This window comes from Micromonospora sp. NBC_00821 (genome assembly GCF_036347035.1).
GTDB lineage: Bacteria > Actinomycetota > Actinomycetes > Mycobacteriales > Micromonosporaceae > Micromonospora > Micromonospora hortensis.
The window spans coordinates 3978339-3996647 of record NZ_CP108880.1 but is presented as its reverse complement, the minus strand read 5'-3'; the positions used below and the strand labels follow the sequence as shown (position 1 = coordinate 3996647).

At 70.2% G+C, this 18309-nt stretch carries 18 protein-coding genes; 7 read left to right on the top strand and 11 right to left on the bottom strand.

Going from position 1 to position 18309, the window contains the following annotated elements; all coding sequences use genetic code 11:
- Positions 1-425: 425 nt before the first annotated feature.
- The 5 genes from OHB44_RS18435 to OHB44_RS18415 all read left to right on the top strand — a co-directional run bounded on the left by OHB44_RS18435 (position 426) and on the right by OHB44_RS18415 (position 2725).
- On the top strand, positions 426-683 hold the full coding sequence (locus tag OHB44_RS18435; RefSeq protein ID WP_266302370.1) for a hypothetical protein: 258 nt from the start codon (positions 426-428) through the stop codon (positions 681-683).
- A gap of 166 nt (positions 684-849) precedes the next feature.
- Positions 850-1236, top strand: coding sequence for a hypothetical protein (locus tag OHB44_RS18430; protein WP_330437678.1), 387 nt, complete (start codon positions 850-852; stop codon positions 1234-1236).
- A 318-nt stretch (positions 1237-1554) separates the two neighbouring features.
- Positions 1555-1806 (top strand): hypothetical protein, encoded by a 252-nt coding sequence (locus OHB44_RS18425; protein ID WP_330437677.1) that lies wholly within the window; start codon positions 1555-1557, stop codon positions 1804-1806.
- Between the two features lie 12 nt (positions 1807-1818).
- Entirely contained in the window at positions 1819-2535 is a 717-nt protein-coding gene (locus OHB44_RS18420) for a hypothetical protein (protein WP_330437676.1), read from the top strand.
- A 13-nt stretch (positions 2536-2548) separates the two neighbouring features.
- On the top strand, positions 2549-2725 hold the full coding sequence (locus OHB44_RS18415; RefSeq protein WP_330437675.1) for a hypothetical protein: 177 nt from the start codon (positions 2549-2551) through the stop codon (positions 2723-2725).
- 596 nt (positions 2726-3321) lie between these two features.
- Here the strand turns inward: OHB44_RS18415 and OHB44_RS18410 are convergent.
- The 3 genes from OHB44_RS18410 to OHB44_RS18400 form a co-directional block, all read right to left on the bottom strand.
- On the bottom strand, positions 3322-3714 hold the full coding sequence (locus OHB44_RS18410) for a hypothetical protein (protein WP_238686122.1): 393 nt from the start codon (positions 3712-3714) through the stop codon (positions 3322-3324).
- A gap of 209 nt (positions 3715-3923) precedes the next feature.
- On the bottom strand, positions 3924-5279 hold the full coding sequence (locus OHB44_RS18405; RefSeq protein WP_330437674.1) for a hypothetical protein: 1356 nt from the start codon (positions 5277-5279) through the stop codon (positions 3924-3926).
- A 225-nt stretch (positions 5280-5504) separates the two neighbouring features.
- A complete protein-coding gene (locus tag OHB44_RS18400) occupies positions 5505-6335 on the bottom strand; it encodes a hypothetical protein (RefSeq protein WP_330437673.1) in 831 nt (276 codons plus the stop codon).
- Between the two features lie 245 nt (positions 6336-6580).
- On the opposite strand from OHB44_RS18400, the gene OHB44_RS18395 reads away from it, so the two are divergent.
- Together OHB44_RS18395 and OHB44_RS18390 are read left to right on the top strand one after the other, a co-directional pair.
- On the top strand, positions 6581-7030 hold the full coding sequence (locus tag OHB44_RS18395) for a ribonuclease domain-containing protein (RefSeq protein WP_372488386.1): 450 nt from the start codon (positions 6581-6583) through the stop codon (positions 7028-7030).
- A 76-nt stretch (positions 7031-7106) separates the two neighbouring features.
- The gene (locus OHB44_RS18390; RefSeq protein WP_330437672.1) at positions 7107-7472 is read left to right on the top strand and encodes a barstar family protein; all 366 of its coding nucleotides are present in this window, start codon (positions 7107-7109) and stop codon (positions 7470-7472) included.
- A 78-nt stretch (positions 7473-7550) separates the two neighbouring features.
- On the opposite strand, the gene OHB44_RS18385 is transcribed toward OHB44_RS18390, so the two are convergent.
- From OHB44_RS18385 to OHB44_RS18350, 8 genes are all read right to left on the bottom strand, one after another.
- On the bottom strand, positions 7551-9044 hold the full coding sequence (locus tag OHB44_RS18385; protein WP_266302379.1) for an FAD-binding oxidoreductase: 1494 nt from the start codon (positions 9042-9044) through the stop codon (positions 7551-7553).
- A gap of 150 nt (positions 9045-9194) precedes the next feature.
- The gene (locus OHB44_RS18380; RefSeq protein ID WP_266302380.1) at positions 9195-9920 is read right to left on the bottom strand and encodes an HD domain-containing protein; all 726 of its coding nucleotides are present in this window, start codon (positions 9918-9920) and stop codon (positions 9195-9197) included.
- Between the two features lie 169 nt (positions 9921-10089).
- Positions 10090-11445 carry a pectate lyase family protein gene (locus OHB44_RS18375; RefSeq protein ID WP_330437671.1) on the bottom strand — a complete coding sequence of 452 codons (1356 nt, stop codon included), beginning with the start codon at positions 11443-11445 and terminating at the stop codon, positions 10090-10092.
- Between the two features lie 51 nt (positions 11446-11496).
- Complete coding sequence (locus tag OHB44_RS18370; protein WP_330437670.1) at positions 11497-12711, bottom strand: Gfo/Idh/MocA family protein; 1215 nt, start codon at positions 12709-12711, stop codon at positions 11497-11499.
- A complete protein-coding gene (locus tag OHB44_RS18365; RefSeq protein WP_266302383.1) occupies positions 12701-14194 on the bottom strand; it encodes a mannitol dehydrogenase family protein in 1494 nt (497 codons plus the stop codon). The genes OHB44_RS18370 and OHB44_RS18365 overlap by 11 nt, the downstream gene beginning before the upstream one ends.
- Positions 14185-15489: an enolase C-terminal domain-like protein gene (locus OHB44_RS18360; protein ID WP_330437669.1), complete on the bottom strand. Its 1305-nt coding sequence runs from the start codon at positions 15487-15489 to the stop codon at positions 14185-14187. Before OHB44_RS18360 ends, OHB44_RS18365 begins: the two co-directional genes overlap by 10 nt.
- A complete protein-coding gene (gene uxaC / locus OHB44_RS18355) occupies positions 15486-16919 on the bottom strand; it encodes a glucuronate isomerase (RefSeq protein ID WP_330437668.1) in 1434 nt (477 codons plus the stop codon). The genes OHB44_RS18360 and uxaC overlap by 4 nt, the downstream gene beginning before the upstream one ends.
- A gap of 25 nt (positions 16920-16944) precedes the next feature.
- Positions 16945-18273: a Gfo/Idh/MocA family protein gene (locus tag OHB44_RS18350; protein ID WP_238686133.1), complete on the bottom strand. Its 1329-nt coding sequence runs from the start codon at positions 18271-18273 to the stop codon at positions 16945-16947.
- Positions 18274-18309: the final 36 nt, after the last annotated feature.

Below are 18309 nucleotides of genomic sequence, written 5' to 3'. Positions count from 1 at the left end.
GCCGGCGGGATAGGGCTGGCCACCTCGATACACCTGAGCCACGACAATCCTCTCTGAGGGCAGGCGGGAGCGCGGAAGGTCCGTGTGGTGGGTCTGGAAGGGCGGTCGTCCGCTCGGGGGCCGCCTGCTCCACCGCCGCTCTCAGATGACCTACCATTCTGCAACCTGACCGGCTGGTGCTCGGTGATTGCCCCACTAGCAGGGTGTCCGTCGTGACGCCCCAGGTGGCACGGCGGCTGACGCGTGTTCAGGGCGGATGCCCATTCGACGGAGATCGCTGGCGGATCGTCGCGGTAGCGCCGCCCGTTGTCGGGAGTCGAACCACACGCGCCCATGCGAGCCTCTACTTTCACGAACTTCGATGTCCTGGTCTCGGCTCGGCGTGGCGCCGTTATGCACTGTGGACAGTGATACGAGGAGGCTTCATGCGCGGACGCAGATGGGCGACCCTGGTGACGGCGGTGGCGCTGACATTGGGCGGATTGGTCGGGGCCAGCGCTACTCCGGCTGCGGCGGATCCGCCGGGCGGGACGTTGCGCAACGTCTACTCCGACGGTCAGTTCTGCAACAGCTATGGCAGCGAGGGCGTTCGGACCGGCCTGTGGAGCCGGTACTACTGCGAGTACCGCCAGTACGGCCCCAACGCCCCCGGCTTCTACTTCCTCTGGACCTTCACCTCCTAGCGCGTAGCTGCTCGGACGGGCGCTCTCGGGCCCATCGGCCGCCGCCGGGTCGACCAGACCGGCGGCGGCATCCCTGCTGGACCGGCTGCTCGCCGAAGCCGGCTTCGAGCTGCGCTGGGACCGCGACAGGTACGTCCCACCGCCGCCGCAAGCCGCCTCGTCGTCGGTGTCGATCCTGCAGCGGCGGCCGTCGGTGACCGCCGCGCCGAGCCGGCGGACGGCCGAGTCGCCGCAGTTGGCCAAGCTCGGGGAGTACGTCGAACAGGCGTGGCAGCTCACCGTGCCGTCGCTGCGCGCCTCGTTGTCGACCGCGACTGGGCCGGTGCTGCCGCACGACGCGGCGGTGCTGGCGCGGTACCGGGCAATGGACCGGCTCTACGAGCTGGCCGACGCGGCGCGCGGTGGGGCGGGGGGCGTGTGGGTGCTCTGTCGGATGGAGGACCCGGTGTTGCTGCCCAAGCTGGACGGTGCGGTGGTGCGGGTGGGCGACAACGAGTGGATCGGCTTGCCGGACGCCTGGGTGGTCAACGCCCACCGCAGCGATCTGGCCTGAGCAACCGATTCGGCCTGGTCGGCCGGGCCGGTAGGTGAAGTGCCCGGCCGACCGGCCAGTTCCTGATGGCCGTCTCCCGCCTGCCCCGTCCGGTCCGGTCTCGTCGATGGGACCGGACCGGCCATACCCGACGGTAACTCATCCGAAGTTCTTGATGTCGCTGCGTGAGGCTCCGTACGGTGAGCCTCCACCCGCCGCACAGTGAGCGTGGCTCAACCGTCAGCGCCGATGCGGCATGGATCGACAGAAGATCAGTCTCAGCCCCTCGGCCACCACGGATGGCCTGTGTGCGATGGGAGCACGCCAATGGAATGTGTCATGCCGCTGATCTATTTCCTCGGCTTCTTCATCGGCCTGATTTACGTGCGAGCCAGGGCGGGTCTCGGGCAGGGCCGGATCAAGATCATTGGTGAGGGCGGGGTCGGTCTGGAATGGTTCGTCGGGTCCCTGCTGACTCTGATGTTCTGGCCGGTCAGCTTTGTTGTCTGGCTTGCCCGGGGTCGCCCGGAGCCACGGACTGTCTTCAACGACAAGGCCAGGGAGCGGCGTCGGCGCGCCGCCGGGATGTAAGAGGACCAGGGTATGTCGAATCACCGCGGCCGTCCGGGCAAACTGCCGCCTGGCACCGCCGCCATGCTGGCGGACTTCGCCCGCTACGAGTGGTACGGCGAGCGCAGCGGCATCGGGCCCGAACAGGCGTGGGGGATGCTGTCGACGCTGCTGCCGCTGAGCCAGTCCGACCCGGCCGGCCTGACTGCCGCGCTCGCCTGGGAGGTGACCCCACAGGGCGGATGGTCGGCGTACGGGGCGAGTCGGGTGGTGGCCGAGCTGCTCGGCCTCGGCTTCGAGGGTGACGACGCAAAGGTCGTGCTGGACGGGGGAATCCGTTTCCTGCGCCAGAACGGCGTCCCGCCGCTGCGGGTGCGTGGTTACGAGTGGAACCGGTGGGTCGACACCGGCGGCGATGTCACCAACTGGCTCCCGACGATCCCGCCGCCGCCGCCGGAGCGGTCCGGGCTGCGTGAGCTGGCACCGGGCGAGGTGCGCCACGTCGCCACGCTGACCGCCGACCGCGATTCGAACACCCTCCACGTGTGCCGGGACGACTCAGGGGCGTACCTCGCTCTGATCGACGCGCGGTACAGCGACGAGGACCCGACCCGCTCCCGCAGCCAGTGGAAGCAGGCCGCCTCGCTCTACGAAGTCTTCGTCAATGTCGGCCTGGCGCTGCAGTCACCGCCCCACTGGGTGAGCGCAGAGCTGGAGCCCTACATCCCGCTTCCCCGACCGAGCATCTGACGACAGAGCAACCATGCCTGGCTATGACCCGAACTGCGACAACTGCATGAAGTACGGGACCTGCCGGGGCACCGGTGTCGTGCGGCGTACGCGCCTGGACGGGGGCAACGCTTACCACGTCGACGAAACCTGCCCGACCTGGCGCGGAGTCGGTGGCAAGTCCGCCGCCGGCAACCACAACCACCGTTGACGGTATAGGACTGTGGATCAGCAGGCAGAGGTGCGACTCACTCGGTCTCCGGCAACGCCGGTCGCTCACGAATACTGAGCAGGTTCGCCCAGTTCCGAAGGCCCCTGACCTGGCCAGCCGGACAGGCCAGGGGCATCTACGGCTCGGCGGTTGTCAGGAACAAGTTCCCCATTGACAGTTGTGGCCCGAGGGCTTCCGCCTGAGCCCTTCAGCCTCCTTGCACCACGCGCACTTCGATTTGCCTGCCTTGACGCATGCACAGCCCATCGTTGCCTCCTGTTTCACTTCGCCGCGCGTCATCCGCGCCAGTTCTTCTCGAACACCAGCCGCCACGCCTGCTTCGTGTCGGCGTCGAATCGTTCCAGGCTGGTATCTCGCCGCCGGCGGATGTCATCCCGCCACACCGTTTTCAACGGACCTTCTCGAACACGCTCTCAGCGGAGACGGCGCCCAGGGGTGCGAGTGTTGGATGGTCGTTCAGAGGGCAGCGCGCCTTTATCTGCCGTCACAGAATACTGATCGACAATAGGCACCCTATCGGCCCTTCGAGTGACGTCCTCCGGCTGGATGCAGCCGCCCAGCCGACGCGTCACGCTTCAGTACCGGTCGGCCCCGGTGAGGAGTTGCTCAAGGCGGTCGGCGGTCGAGGTCACGAGCGCCAGTGGCCGTTCGAACTCGTTGATGTTCAGGTTGAGCAGCGGCACGGCGTGGCGGAACGTCACCATGTCGCCCAGGACGGACATCCCGCCGCAGACCGTGTTTCCGATCTCGCGCAGCGCCTGCACCACGTTGACCGAGTGCAACTCCCCGAAGGACGACTCGATCTGCACCCACTCCTCGGACCCGTCCGCCAGGGTGACATGCCAGAGCAGCACCACCTGCGAACGGAGGTTCCCGGTCTCGAAGACGAGCTTGATCAGGTCCTGCTGGTCATCGGAAATCTTGTAGTTCGACCGTACGTAGGATTTGAGGTCGGCCCAAGTCGCCATGTTGACCCTCCTATGCCGTTTCTTGGCGGAGAAGGCGCTCATGCGTCAGAACTAATTGCTCGGTCGCACCGGCCTTCTGCCCATCGTTCGGGGCAAAAGTGAGTGCACTCCACTTACGGGGAAACCGCAACCCCTGATTCACGCGCTATACAAGATCTGTCAATTCGACGACGACTTTCGGACGAAATTGCGGTGGAGCTTCGGTGGGCTCAATCGGCCGCTCGGTTGCCGTCGTCCGGACATTGCGGCTGTCCATCGCCATTGTGGCTGGAGTGGCCGCGGTCGCCGGGCCGACCCGAGGTCAGCCGTTCGTAGAACGCGCGGCAGCGATTTTTCCAGTCCAATTCCGCCTCGCTCGTCAGGCAGCGCGTGAGCAGGGAACACACGCCGTCGACCACCGCGGGATCGCTGATGTGCTGCTCGTACGTCTCGAGGGTTTCGGCCAGCCGGCGGCGGGCACCGGACTCGACAAGTTCGAGCGTGGCCATCGCGCGAACGGCGGCGGGCAGATCGATGTCGACCAGCGCCGGGATGAGGCGTCTGGCGACGCCGACGTCAGCGGCCCGGTTCGCCACCGAGATGCAGTGCGCGAAGAAGTCCGGATCGGCGGGCCGGGGTGCGTAGAGCTGCGGTAGCAGCTCGATCGCGAGTCGCTGTACGCCCTGCTCCATGCTGGACATCAGCGCGATGATGATCTCCTCGTCCGCGGCACGGTGCGCGGCGAGCACGCGGATCGCCTGCTTACGGGCGATCTTGTTCTCGAACTCGTCGACAGCGATTTCAGCGCCGACCAGTAGTTCGGACCGGCTGAGCCGAGTGCGCTCATTGAACAGCCGGACCACCGCAGCCCGCTTGTTGCGTTCCTCCATCTGGCGTAGGGCCAGTTCCGTCAGTCTGGACAGCTGACTCTTGAAGCGGTCCTTGAAGCCTCCGTACGAGAACGGGATGACGGTCAGCCGTCGCTCTGACTCCACCTCGCTGAGGATGTCGACAAGCTTCTGCTTGTCCGGGTCGAGGATTCCGGCGGCCTCTCTGGTGAGAGTCTTGTACACCTGGTAGGTCCGATCCAGGCAGAAGACCAGGGTCGGCTTCCCGATGACCAGCGCCTCCCGCAGCTCCGTCCTCCACGTGATCTCTCCGTACGCCTCGACGATGACGAACACGCACACATGTGCATGCTGCACGGTGTCGCGCGAGTTGGTCTCCCAGCTTGCCTGCGCATGGTTGACGTGCAGGATGTCTCCGGACAGGTAGTGCCAGACCTCCGCGTCAAAGCCGTTGGCGACGTGGATGAAGTCCTCGCGGTAGCGCTCTGTGTCGTGGGCACCGCACAACATGATTCGGAGCATCAGCCCACCGCCCGCTTCCGTACGCGCCGATGCGGAACTCGAACAGCGCCGCGGGGATGAGGTTCCACGAGAACTCCCTTCTGCTCTACCTGTCCACACCGGACTTGGCGCAGCACTTCGCATCGCTTCTGGACGGAGCTCGAGGGCGCTGAGGTGGCTGGCCGATGGCCTGCCCATCGGCGAGCGCAGCGGCGGTAGTGGCAGCGCGGGTCGCACAGAGTGACCGGATCACGAGGGGCGACCGTCGGCTTGTGGCTGATCGGCGGCGTGGGAATGCAAAGTCTTGTCAGCTTCGTGACGCCCTGTCAATGACATGTACCGGACAGTGCCTCTGCCGATTGTTGCCCGCTGCTCCGGGGGGACCCGCCCGAGTGGCCTACCTCCCCGCTACCTGACCCGAAACGCCGCAACAGCCCCACCGAACTACCCACCATCGAGTGATCATGAAGGGGATGAATCAGGGGCCGAGCGAGTCTGTTGGGGTGGGACGGAGGCAGAGGGGGTCGGGTCGGGGTGGTGGCTGAGGAGTTCGTTGATCCAGCGTGCGGCGTCCTGCTGGGCGGTGAGCATGTGGTCACGGGCGTCCGTGATGTCCTGGTCAGCTGTCTCATCGACGTGGTCGTTAAGGATCGCCGTCCACCGACGGCTCAGCTCCTCGGCGTACCTGGCCTGCCGGAGCTGCTCGTCGAACTGGTACTCCAGCTTGACCAGCCGGTCGATGTGCGGCTTGAGTGCCGGCAGGATCCGGTCGTCGAGCCGGACGGCGGCGTCGGGTCGGCAGGTGATGACGACCTCGCCCCGCCGGTAGCGCCAAACGGGATCGTCGGCGAGCGCCCGCTGCAACGCCACCTCCAGGTCCGCTGCCCGGTTCGGCGGCAGGTCCCGGGCGGCGTCGGCGGCCAGCCGGGTCAGCCGCTGGATCGCGTTCGGTTGGAAGTACTGCACGTACCAGCTCAGCACCTCGGACCGCAGGCTCGCCGGTGACGACCAGGCGAACGTGGCGCGGATGTAGAACGAGTACACGTACCCGCGTGCGGGGACCGCGATCAGCCGGGGTGCGTCGCGTTGTTCGACGAGTGGACCGGACGGCGACGGCGCGGCAGCGGAGCCGACGGGTGCCTCGTCCTGAAGCGCGGCGACCAGTCGATCCCAGCTACGCGCCCACCACCGCCAACCGCGCACACCGGCGTCGCGGGCGATGGTCAACCCGCGTACACCCCGGCGCCGCCACCGGTCCGCGGGCCTCGGCCTCCCGTCGGGGGCGTCCGTCATGGCACCCCTCCACGGTCACGGATCCGCGTTTCACGCTAACAACCGGTGCCCGATATGCCTGCCGCCACGCCGTCACCGAGCAGACGGCATATCGACACCAACCAGACTGGTGATCATTCGGGGTTCACCCACCATTGCGGAGCAGTTGGGGTGCCGAGGGGTGTTGTCGTCGACCGGCAGCGGTGAGACTAGGTTCGGTCCGACAATCATGCGGATCGATGGATTGGATGGTCTGGAGGCAGCCTGTGTCCACCCTCGTGTCCCCGCTGGCCACGCTCGGCGCGATCCGCCGGCGTACCACCACCCTCGCACTGCTCCTCGCCATGGTCGCCGCCGCGCTGGTCGGCCCGTCCGTGGTCTCCCCTCGATTGACCGACCCGGCCTCGGCGGCGGTCTACAGCTCCTGCACCATGAGCCGCTGCGCGGACGCCCGCACCGCCCGTTCGGGCTGGTCCGCCAAGGGGTTCCCGACCAGCCGAGGCTGGTACTCCTGGAGCGGCGGGAAGTCCAACTTCGCCGGCGGCCGGTTCTACAACTACGAGGGTCAACTGCCCACCAACGCCACCTACCACGAGTACGACGTCTACCCGCGCACCCAGGGCGCCGCCCGGGACGCGTACCGGATCGTGGTGAACCGCAGCACCGGGGTCACCTGGTTCTCGCCCAACCACTACACCGACTTCTACCGGCTCTGACCGACCTGGGGCCGGCCGGCCGCAATCGGTCGGCCCCGCCGCAGGTCGTCGTACCGATCAGATCAGGAGGAACGTGATGGTCGCCGAGCACGAGGGTCGGGTGCCCGATTGGCTGATCGTTCGCCACGACGGCGGCCTCGACGTGCCCGGCGCTGTGGTGTTGCCCGGAGCGACGACACGGACCAGGGCCGGGTTGTTCGCCGCGCTCGCCTCCGTACTGACCCTGCCGGCGTACCTGGGGGAGACCTGGGACGCCCTCTCCGACGTCCTCCGGGACCAGCTCGACGCCGGTCCGCTCACGGTGCTGATCACCGACGCCGGTCAACTGCTCGTCGATGAGCCGTCCGATCAGTACGGTCGGCTGCTCGCCGTGCTCGGCGACCTCGCCACCAGCGCCCCACACCCGTTGCGCGTCGTCCTCGACGAGGCGGTGCCCTCCTGACAGGTGATTCGAGCCCGCCGTCGGCGGCGGTGCCCGGCGGTGCGGGCGGGTGCTACCCGCACCGCCGGTCATCACGGGTCAGTGCGTCGCGGGCGGGATGCTCTGCTCGTACTGGAAGACGTTGTGCGGGTCGTACTTCGCCTTGATCTTGCGCAGCCGCGGGAAGTTGTGCCCCCAGTAGGCCTTCTCCCACTCGGCCATGCCGATGTTCGGCACGTTGACGTAGGCGCCGTCCACGTAGGGCCGCAGCGCCTGGCTGAACTCGGCGATCCAGGTCTGGGCGATCGGGGTGATGGCATCGCCGCTGTCGGGTTCGCCTCGTTTGCCCCAGCCCGCGCCGGGCTCCGAGTAGAAGAGCGCGTCGCGGTGCGGGAACGCCGAGCCGCCGAAGGGCTCCTGTCGTTGCGCTCCCCGGCCGAAGGCCTGGGTGAAGAAGTTACTGTCGGGCGAGGGCGCCTTCTCCATGAACTCGCGGACGATGCTGACCGCCTTCTCCGGAAACGGCTCGCGGGTGAACTGGGAGAAGAACTTCCAGTTCGCCGGGTCGTCCTCGCTCGGGGTCTGGAAGCCGGCGTAGACGTCGCCCCAGTTGCCGGTCTGCACGGTGACAGTGGGGTTGCCGATCGACAGGATCGGCGCCAGCAGCTCCCTGGCCTCCGCCTCGGATCCGTCCGCCAGGACCGCGAAGAACAGGATCTCGGTCGGGTGGACCTCGACCTGGCTGCCGAGGCGCGGGTCGGTGAAGGGTGCGACGCGCTGCCAGGTGTCGAAGACCTCGTGCAGGTCGTCGAGACCGGGCCAGGTCACCTGCAGGTACGCGACGCTGGTGACCGGAGCGACCTTGTAGGTCAGGGAGGTGACGATCCCGAAGTTGCCGTTGCCCGCTCCGCGCAGCGCCCAGAGCAGGTCCGAGTAGTTCCACGGGTCGACCTCGAGCACCTTCGCCCCGTCGGCGCCCGCCGCCACGACGATCTCCGCGCCGATCAGGTTGTCGCAGGCCATCCCGAGGTAGCGGGTGAAGAAACCGAGACCGCCGCCGAGGGTGGCGCCGGAGAGGCCCACTGTCCCCTCCGTGCCCGTCGTCGCCGCGAGGTCGTGCTCCCCGAGGGCGGTCACCGCCTCCGACTGGGTGAGCCCCGCGCCGACCTTCGCCGTGCGGGTGGCGGTGTCGATGTGGACGTCCTTCAGCTCGCTGACGTCGATCACGATGCCGTTGTCGACGTTCGACCAGCCTTCCAGGTTGTGCCGGCCACTGCGTACCCGCAGCGCGACGTTGTGCTGCCGCGCCCAGGTGAGCGCGTTGACCACGTCCTGGGTCTCCTGAGCGAAGACGATGACCAGCGGATAGTGCACGAACAGCTCGTCCCAGCCGAGGCTGGCCTCCGCGTAGTGGGGGCTCTGCGGGCGGACGATCCGGCCGGTCAGCCGCGCTGGCGGGAACTTCGTGTCGGAAGGCCAACCGGGACCGTCGGCCGCGACGGCCGAACTGCCGGTGATCACGCTCGGGATGGCGACCGCTCCGGCGCCGACGGCCGTCGCCCTGAGCAGATCACGACGGGAAAGGTCGCGCATGGTCCGAATCCTCTCGATTGGTGACACGCCCGAAAAGTGAACCGAGAGGGGCATTTCCTCTCATCTGGCGCAAACCAACCGTAAGGCCCGAGGGTTCCGAGTGGATCTGAGAACTTGTCACGGAACCCGGTCGGGTGATCCGGGACCGGGTCAGTGCGGGGCGGGCTGGTCCAGGATGGCGCTGAACCGCTCCTCGGCGAGGTCCAGCTGGCCGAAGATGTGCCGCTTCACCGCAGGCGACAACGGGGTGTCCGGCCGGCCGATCAGGTCCCGGAACAGCGGCACCAGCGGCCGGTACTTCCGGGCCGACGAGATCACCTTCGGCCCGACCGTGTGGATCACGCCCACCCCGTTGTCGGTGAAGTCCGACACCTTGATCACCCGGGCCCAGGGCTCCCGGTCCAGGCTGACCGCCAGATGCTCCCGGTACTGCGCGTTGCGGTCCCGCTCGGGGTCGTACACCGGATTGGTGACAGCGGCGACCAGGGTGGCCACCCGTGGCCCGAACCGCGCGGCCAGCGCCGCCAGCGCGGCCCCGGTCGGGTCGGTGCCCGGGTCGCCGTCGGCCAGCTCGACCGGATGGTCCTCCACCGCGTCGTGCAGCAGACCGGCGACGATCACGTCGACGTCCCGCACCTGGTAGTGGTGCATCAGTCTGATCGCCACCCGCAGCAGGTGGTTCAGGTACGGCTCGCGCACGCGTCGATCGTCGCGGTGCAGTTCGGCGGCGAGATCGAGCGCGGCGGTCAACCGCGCCCGGGCTGCGTCGTCGAACTGCTGGACCTCCAACCGGAAACGTTCCAGCAGGCCCGGTTCGCCGTGGATCTCGGTGATCGCGTGCATCGGCATGCTGCCCAGGTGCGGCGGGAACTCCATGCGTCACTTATAGCCGATCTTCACCTGATCGATGAGCCCGTACGTCGCCGACCCGACCGCGACCGCGCCGCGCGCCGCCGCCCCGAGCGTGCAGTTCCGGTCGTAGATATGAGTGGATCGTTCTGTGTGTCGGGACAGGAAGTGCAAGATCGCGGAGCCGTTCGGCGGGTTAGATCGGCAGCCGGTCGGCGCCGGCCAGCGGGTTCACCAGGAGGGGGACCAGCGGTGCCGGGAGCACGGGGTCGCGACGCAGGGTGGGCGTCCACCCCGCGTCTCCGGCCAGGTCGGGGTCATGATTCGCGTTGTACGCCGCCAGCAGGTCGACCGGTCGGGCCGCCCCGCCGCCCTGGCGGACCCAGGAGCCTCGCTCGGTCACCGCGGTGCCGCCCCAGTCGTAGAGCAGGTCCGCCGGGTCGACCGCCGCGTCCAGTGTGAAGAAGTTGTTCTGCGCGTAGATCGCTGACTGGACACCGACACCGAGCGCGTACTGGAAGTCCTCCCCGCCGACTCGGTAGTGGTTGTTGTAGATGTCGACCTGACCGAAACGCACCCGGGGCAGCCGTTGCAGGACGCCGTCGAAGAGGTTGTGGTGCAGTGTGACCCGCAGCCGGCCCACGTCCGGGCCGACGGTGTTGGACGAGCCGATCAACAGCAGCTTGTCCCGACCCGTGAAGCGGTTCCAGGAGGCGGTGACCAGGCTGGCGGTGTGTGTGACGTCCAGCGACCCGTCGTGCACCTGGTACGGCCGACCGAAGTACACCGGCTGGGCGCTGTCCGGGTTGTCGCCGTCGGTGAAGGTGTTGTGGTCGACCCAGACGTTCTCGCTGCGGCGTACCGAGATCTGGTCGTACTGGCTGTTCCAGTTGCCGGCGTCACCGTCGGTCGGCGACCAGGCGGGGAAGCAGTCCCGGGCGTCGACCAGGGTCAGATTGCGCACGATGACGTTCGACGCCCGGTCGATCATGAGGGTGAGGCCGGTCAGTCGAGCGCCGCGCAGCCCGACGATAGTGGTGTTCGGGCCGACGTTGATCTGAGTCTGCCGGGTCTGGTTGGTCACCGAGCGCACCCGAGCCTCCTCCAGCGGCCCGCTCGGTGGCACCCGTCCCCACACCGCCGGGTCGTACGCGGCCAGGTAGGCGTCCAACCGGTAGGCCGGGTCGGCCAGGTCGTCGCAGCTCAGCGGCGTGCCACCGGGTCCTTCGAAGCCGTCGATGGCGCCGTCGACGTAGATGAGCTTCGGGGTGGCGTTGCCGGCGTTGCCGGCGTTGTCGCCTCCCAGCGCGGCGACCAGCTCGGCCCGGTCGTGGACCACCCGGGTCCGCTCTGGGGTGGCCGCCGAGCCGCCGGTGGTGCCGGGGCCGTCGGCCGCCCAACCGTCGCGCTCGGGCAGCGTCTGCCGGCCGAGGTGGTCGGCCAGCCAGGAGAGCCGGTCGGCGGACGGGACGTCCGGACGGGCAGCGGCGGCGGCCGGCGCGGCGCCGAGGAGAAGGGCGACGACTGTGGCGCCGCCGAGGATTCTGCGCATCGACTCACTCCGTTCGTATGTGGTGGAGGTCCGTCCACGTGGTGTCTGCCGTTATCCGGCCAGCTCGGCGCGGTACGCGCCGGACGCCCACGGCACCCCCAGTTCGCTGGGCAGCGCCCCCCGCTCGGCCGCCCGGCGCAACACGTCGACGACGCCACGCAGGTGGCGGACCCGCTCCCCGCCCTCGCCGAGGGTGGTCACCAACTCGCCGTCGAGCAGTCGGGGCTCCGGCGCGGGCCGCAACGCGTCCAGCAGCGCGGTGAACGGCGCGGTACGGGCAAGCGGTGCGATCAGTGGCACGCCCGACGGGTCGAGCCGGTGGGCGAGCAGGTTCTCCAGCAGGCCCAGCCGCCCCGGCACCCGGCGGGTCACCACGTCCCCGGGCAGGCGCAGCCGGTCGGTCGGGTACTCCAGCACCGCCTGTCCCGTCGTACCGGTCACCACCACCTCGCCCGCCACGAACTCCTCGGCGGCCAGGGTCACCGCCACCAGCACCGGCGGCCCGGCGCGGAACCGGACCCGCAGCACTGCGGTGTCCTCCACCTCGATCGGCCGGACCCGATAGCGCTCCACCTCGATCGCGACCGGCCACGGCGTCGCCCCGGCGAGCGCCTCGGCGATCGCCAGGCACTGCATCACCGCGTGCGCGAGCGGGTTGACGAGCGCGCCGTCCAGCACCGGGCGGCCGTCCACACTTCGTCGACCGGCCCAGGGGGAGCGGGCGTAGTAGGCGTCCGGCCGCTGCCAGGCGGCGATGGTGGAGATGCCGGTGACAGTGCCCAACCGGCCGGCGGCCAGCGCGTCGGTCAGCGCGGTGAGGGCCGCCGAGCCGAGCGCCTGGAAACCGACCTGGGCCACCCGACCGGCGGCGGTGAGGGCCCAGGTCAGCTCCTCGTGCTCGGCCAACGACAGCACCGGCGGTTTCTCCAGCAGCAGGTCCGCGCCGGTGGCCAGGGCGTCACGGGCGATCGCCAGGTGGGTGTGCGGCGGCGTGCAGATCACCACCACCTCCGGTCGGGTGGCGGCGAGCATCGCCCGGTGGTCGGTGAACACCGCCACCCCGGGCGGCACCGGGGCGGCCGGGTCGTCCTCCACCGGTCGGACGTCGACCAGGGCGACCAACCGCAACCGACCGGCGTCGTGCAGGGGCGCGATGACCCGCCGGTGCCAGCGACCGTGCCCGTTCGCCCCGATCACCGCCACCCGGGGCGGCCGGGTTGCCCCGCTCACCGCCGACCGGTCCGGGTGGACCCGGTCACCGGGCACCGGCCAGTGTGGCCTCGACGCCGTGCCGCTCCAACGCGGTCAGCCAGGCGATCACGTCGGCGCGGACCTCGTCGTCCTCGGCCACCTCCATCGGGATGACGTCGCGCAACGCGAAGACCGCGTCGACAGCGCCCGCCGGGCTCTGCGCCCCGGCGTCCAGCGCGGCCCGGATCGGCCCGGCCAGTGGGTCCTGGAACGGCAACGGCCGGCCGTCGTCGGCGTACCCCAGCGCGAAGCGCAACCAGGACGCCACGACCAGCGCGCCCCAGCGCGCGGACCGCCCGGTCGCGCGCAGGTCGGCGATGGTGTGCAGGACGCGCTGCGGGAGCTTCTGGGAGCCGTCGATCGCCACCTGGAGGGTGCGGTGGTGGATCGCCGGGTTACCGAACCGGGCGAGGGCCTGCTCGCCGTAGTCGACCACCAGCACCCCGTCCGGTGGGGTGAAGCTGGCCGCCACGTCCTCGGCGATCAGCCGGCGCAGCACGTCACGCAGGTGCGGGATCTCCAGCGCGTCGGCGATCGTCTCCCGACCGGCCAACGCTCCGAGGTACGCGATGGCGGAGTGCACCCCGTTGAGGGCGCGCAGCTTCAACCGCTCCCACGGGCCGGCGTCGTCGGTGAGCACCGCCCCGGCGAACTCCCAGCCGGGCCGACCGCCGGGGAAGTCGTCCTCGATCACCCACTGCGCGTACGGCTCGGCGGCCACCGCGGCCAGGTCGGTCACGCCGAGCGCCCGCCGGGCCGCCTCGATCGTCTCCGGGGTGCTGGCCGGCACGATCCGGTCCACCATGGTGCCGGGGCAGGTGACGTTGCCGGCCACCCAGTCGACAAGCCCGGCGGGCACCCCGCCGGCCCGGCCGACCGCCTGGTCGAGCATGCCGCGCAGTCGTCGACCGTTGGCCGGCAGGTTGTCGCAGCTCACCAGGGCCACCGGCCCGGCGTCCGCGGCGGCCCGGGCGGCCAGCCCGCGCAGCAGCAGCCCCGGCACCGTGGTCGGCGACGCGCCGCCGGCCAGGTCCGCGGCGAGCGCCGAATCCGGGGACAGTCGGCCGGTCACCGGGTCGAGTTGGTACGCCTTCTCGGTGACGGTCAGGGTCACCACGCGGACGGCCGGGTCGGCGAGCAACGCCACCACGGCGTCCGGGTCGCTGGGCGCGTGCCGGACACCGCTGAGGGCGCCCACCACTCGGGTGGAGCTGCCGGCCGCGGAGAGGGCGCTGACGCTGAACAGGTTGTCCTGCGCGGCGATCGCCTCGACCACGGCGCTGCTGCGCGGGGCGACGGCCACGATGCCCCAGTCGCCCCCGGCCGCGCCGACCGCCGCCTCGGTGAAGACGGCCTGGTGGGCCCGGTGGAACGCGCCCAACCCCAGGTGTACGACGCCGGTCGGCACGGTGCCCGGCCGGATCAGCGGGCGGGCCTCGGCGGGCAGGCGGCGCAGCATGCCCATGCCGAGCCGGGAGGCCCCGACGGTCACCGCCATGCCGGACCGTCCGGGAAGCGGAACTCGGCGATCGACGCGGGCTTCATGGTGGCGCTGTAACCGGGCCGTTCGGGCAGCAGGTAGCGACCACCGCGGGTCCGCACCGGGTCGACGAAGTGTTCGTGCAGATGGTCGACGTATTCGATCATCCGACCGTCCAGACCGGTGCCCACCCGCAGGTAGTCGAAGATCGCCAGGTGCTGGACGTACTCACAGAGGCCCACGCCGCCGGCGTGCGGGCAGACCGGCACGCCGAACTTCGCCGCCAGCAGCAGCTCGGCCAGGACCTCGTTGACGCCGCCGACCCGGCAGGCGTCGACCTGCATCACCCCGATCGCCTCGGCCTGGAGCAACTGTTTGAAGATCACTCGGTTGGCGGCCACCTCCCCGGTGGCCACCCGGCACCGGCCAGCGGTCAACTCGGTCACCGCGCGGGCGATCCGGGCATGCCCGAGGATGTCGTCGGCGTGGGTGGGCTCCTCGATCCAGTACGGGTCCACCTCGGCCAGCGCCGCCATCGCGGCGATCGCCTCGTCGACGTCCCAGACCTGGTTGGCGTCCATCATCAACAGCGCGTCCGGGCCGATCTCCTCCCGGATGATCCGGGCCCGCCGCAGATCGTCGGCGAGCGGGCCGCCGACCTTCATCTTCATCGCCCGCCAGCCGTCCGCGTACGCCTGCCGGGTCAGCGCCCGCACCTTGTCGTCCGGGTAGCCGAGCCACCCGACCGAGGTGGTGTACGACGGGAAACCGTCACGGTCGAGGGTGGCCAACCGGTCGGCCAGCCCGTCGCGTCCCTTGTCGAGGATGGCGGCTGCCTCGTCCGGGGTGAGCGCATCGGTGATGTGCTTGAAGTCGACGCTGGCCACGAGGTCGTCGGTGGGCAGGTCGGCGAGGAAGCGCCACATCGGCTTGCCGGCCAGGGTTGCCCGCAGGTCCCACACCGCGTTGACCAGCGCGCCGGTCGCCATGTGGATGACGCCCTTCTCCGGGCCCAGCCAGCGCAGCTGCACGTCGGCGCTGAGCGACCGCCAGAACGCCACCGGCTCGGCCGTGATCTCCTCGATGGTGCGGCCCTGGACGTGGTGGGCCAGGGCACGCACCGCCGCGCAGGTGATCTCGTTGCCCCGGCCGTTGGTGAAGGTGAACCCGGCGCCGGTCGGGCCGGCGTCGGTGCCCAGCTCCACGTACGTCGCCGAGTAGTCACCCCGGTTGATCGCGTCGGAGCCGTCGCCCCGGGCGGCGGTGGGGAACCGCACGTCGTGCACCTCGACGGAGGTGATGGTGACCGTCATTGAGCCTGTCCTCCGAAGTTGAAGACCCGCTTGGGCAGCCGGTACGCCAGGTCGACGATGGTCTCGGCGGCCTCGTCCATCGGCAGCCGGTGCTCGGCGACGAGCCGGGCCAGGAAGCCGGCGTCCACCCGGCGGGCCACGTCGTGGCGTACCGGGATGGAACAGAACGCCCGGGTGTCGTCGACGAACCCGGTGGTGTTGTAGAAGCCGGCGCTCTCGGTCACCGTCTCCCGGAACCGGCGCAGCACCTCAGGGGAGTCCAGGAACCACCAGGGCGCGCCGAGCAGCAGCGCGGCGTATCCGCCCGCGAGGGGCGCCAACTCGCGGGTGAAGGTGTCCTCGTCGAGGGTGTAGAGCACCAGTCGCAGCCGGGGGTCGTTGCCGTAGCGCTCCAGCAGCGGGGCGAGCGCGTGGACGTACTCGGTGGCCTGCGGGATGTCGCCGCCGACGTCGCGGCCGTGCCGGGCGTGCAACCACCGGTTGTGGTTGCGCACCGCGCCGGGGTGCAGTTGCATGACCAGGCCGTCGTCGAGCGACATCCGGGCGAACTCCACGAGCATGTGCGCCCGGAACGCCTCCGCGTCGGCGGCGTCGGCCTCGCCGCGCCGGCCCCGGTCGTAGAGCCGTTCGGCCTCGGCCGGGGTCAGGTCCAGGGTGTGCGCGGTGGGGTGGCCGTGGTCGGAGGAGGTGGCGCCGGCGGCGATGAACGCGGCGCGTCGGGCCCGTAGCGCCGCCAGGTAGCCGGCGTACGTGCCGGTGTCCTCACCGGCCCGGTCGCCGAGACGGTCCACGTTCGTCGACCACCCCTCGAACTCCATGTCCACTACGTCGTCCGGGCGGAACGTGGTGACCACCCGACCGCCCGGCCCACCCCACCCGTCGGCGGCGAGCTTGGCGTGCTGCGCGAGATCGTCCAGCGGCGACTCGGTGGTGGCGAGGACCTCGATGTTGAACCGCTCGAACAGCGCCCGGGGCCGGAAGTCCGGCTCGGCGAGCCGGGCCGCGATCTCGTCGTAGAGGGCGTCGGCGGTGCTCGGGCCAAGCGGGGTGTGCACCCCGAACACGGTGCGGAAGGTCTGCTCCAGCCAGAGTCGCGACGGGGTGCCCCGGAACAGGTGCCAGTGCGCGGCGAAGCGTCGCCAGATCACCCGGCCGTCGGTCTCCACCGGGCTGCCGTCGCGGGTGGGCACACCCAGATCCGCCGGGGGTACGCCCTGACTGAGCAGCATCCGGGTCAGGTAGTGGTCGGGCACGATGAGCAACTGGGCCGGGTCCGGGAAGGGGCGGTCCTCGGCGAGCAGGGCCGGGTCGACGTGCCCGTGCGGCGAGATGATGGGCTGCTCCGCCGCCAGGGCGTACAGCTCCCGGGCCAGCGCGCGCTGGCCCGGCTCGGGCGGCAGGAGCAGGTCGGTGTGGTCGAACGTGGGCACGGAGTGGGGCTCCTCGTCTCCTGTGTCAGCGGGGGGTGAGCAGATCGGCGACGCGGACGGGTTGGCCGGTCTCGAAGGACCGGTTGGCGGCCAGACCGGTGAGCAGTGCCAACGCGCCGTCGTCGGCGGTCGCGGCGCGGCCCAACGGGTCGGGTTGACCGCCGAGGAGCACCCCGGTCATCCGGGCGTCGGCGCCGCCGTGCCCGTGCCGACTGCGACCCTCCACCGGGATCTGCCGGGGCGGGGCCCAGAACGGGCGCAGGGTAAGCGTCGCACCACCGCCCTCGGCCGGCGCCTCGGCGCCGTGCAGGGCGGCGCCCTTGACCGCGCCGGCGGTGCCCCTGTCGACGTAGTCGTTCTCGGCCACGTCCAGCTCCAGTCGGCCCCGGCTGCCGTTGACCATCACCCGGTATCCCTCCCAGGGCGCGTACGCGGTGAGGTGGTAGGTCATCGTGGCGCCGGTGGAGTAGCGGGCCAGCACCGCCATGTCGTCCTCGATGCTCACACCGGGCGCGAAGACGTTGCGGTCGCGCTGGTAGCCGTCCTCGGCCTCGGCGTCGAGGTACAACTCGCGCAGCCGGGGGTGCGCGTCCAGGCGCAGGGCGAACGGGTCGTCGGTGGCGGCGGGGGAGCCGTGCGCCCGGTCGTAGTCGCGGGCGTAGCCGTGCCGGCGACCGTCCTCGCCGTAGAAGAAGAGTCGGCCGGCCGCGTACACCTCGACGGGCGTGGCGGCCAGCCACCAGTTGACCAGGTCGAAGTGGTGGCTGGCCTTGTGCACCATCAGCCCCCCGGAGGTGGCCTTGTCGCGGTGCCAGCGGCGGAAGTAGTCGGCGCCGTGGCGGACGTCGAGCAGCCACTCGAAGTGCACCGAGCCGATCTCGCCGACCGCGCCCTCGGCGAGCAGCCGGCGAACCTGTTCGTGCAGCGGGTTGTAGCGGTAGTTGAAGGCGACAGTGACCCGCCCACCGGTCTCGGTGACCGTGTCCAGGATCCGCCGGCAGCGGGCCACGTCCACTGTCATCGGCTTCTCGGTGACGACCTCACGACCGGCGCGCAGCGCGGCCACCACGTACTCGTCGTGGGTGACGTCCACGCTGGTGACCAGGACGACGTCGACGCGCTCCTTGTCCAGCATGGCCGCGAAGTCACCGGCCGGGTACGTGGGCACCGGGCGGTGGCCCAGCTCGCCCAGCCAGCGGTTGTGCGCGTCCATCCGGGCCTGGTTGACGTCGGCGAAGGCGACCAGCTCGGTGGTGTCGGCGTGGTCGAGCACCAGCGCCCGGACGAACATCTCTGCCCGCGCGCCGGTGCCCACGACGGCGTACCGGACTCGCCCGGCGGCTCTCGGTGACATGCGGTCGCCTCCCGTGATCCTGCAAAGGTTTGCAAT

Excerpts from the sequence above, each read along its gene's own strand:
- OHB44_RS18435 (WP_266302370.1), top strand. The coding sequence starts at position 426 with ATGCGCGGACGCAGATGGGCGACCCTGGTGACGGCGGTGGCGCTGACA.
- OHB44_RS18425 (WP_330437677.1), top strand. The coding sequence starts at position 1,555 with ATGCCGCTGATCTATTTCCTCGGCTTCTTCATCGGCCTGATTTACGTG.
- OHB44_RS18420 (WP_330437676.1), top strand. The coding sequence starts at position 1,819 with ATGTCGAATCACCGCGGCCGTCCGGGCAAACTGCCGCCTGGCACCGCC.
- OHB44_RS18415 (WP_330437675.1), top strand. The coding sequence starts at position 2,549 with ATGCCTGGCTATGACCCGAACTGCGACAACTGCATGAAGTACGGGACC.
- OHB44_RS18410 (WP_238686122.1), bottom strand. The coding sequence starts at position 3,714 with ATGGCGACTTGGGCCGACCTCAAATCCTACGTACGGTCGAACTACAAG.
- OHB44_RS18400 (WP_330437673.1), bottom strand. The coding sequence starts at position 6,335 with ATGACGGACGCCCCCGACGGGAGGCCGAGGCCCGCGGACCGGTGGCGG.
- OHB44_RS18390 (WP_330437672.1), top strand. The coding sequence starts at position 7,107 with ATGGTCGCCGAGCACGAGGGTCGGGTGCCCGATTGGCTGATCGTTCGC.
- OHB44_RS18385 (WP_266302379.1), bottom strand. The coding sequence starts at position 9,044 with ATGCGCGACCTTTCCCGTCGTGATCTGCTCAGGGCGACGGCCGTCGGC.
- OHB44_RS18380 (WP_266302380.1), bottom strand. The coding sequence starts at position 9,920 with ATGGAGTTCCCGCCGCACCTGGGCAGCATGCCGATGCACGCGATCACC.
- OHB44_RS18375 (WP_330437671.1), bottom strand. The coding sequence starts at position 11,445 with ATGCGCAGAATCCTCGGCGGCGCCACAGTCGTCGCCCTTCTCCTCGGC.
- OHB44_RS18365 (WP_266302383.1), bottom strand. The coding sequence starts at position 14,194 with ATGGCGGTGACCGTCGGGGCCTCCCGGCTCGGCATGGGCATGCTGCGC.
- OHB44_RS18360 (WP_330437669.1), bottom strand. The coding sequence starts at position 15,489 with ATGACGGTCACCATCACCTCCGTCGAGGTGCACGACGTGCGGTTCCCC.
- OHB44_RS18350 (WP_238686133.1), bottom strand. The coding sequence starts at position 18,273 with ATGTCACCGAGAGCCGCCGGGCGAGTCCGGTACGCCGTCGTGGGCACC.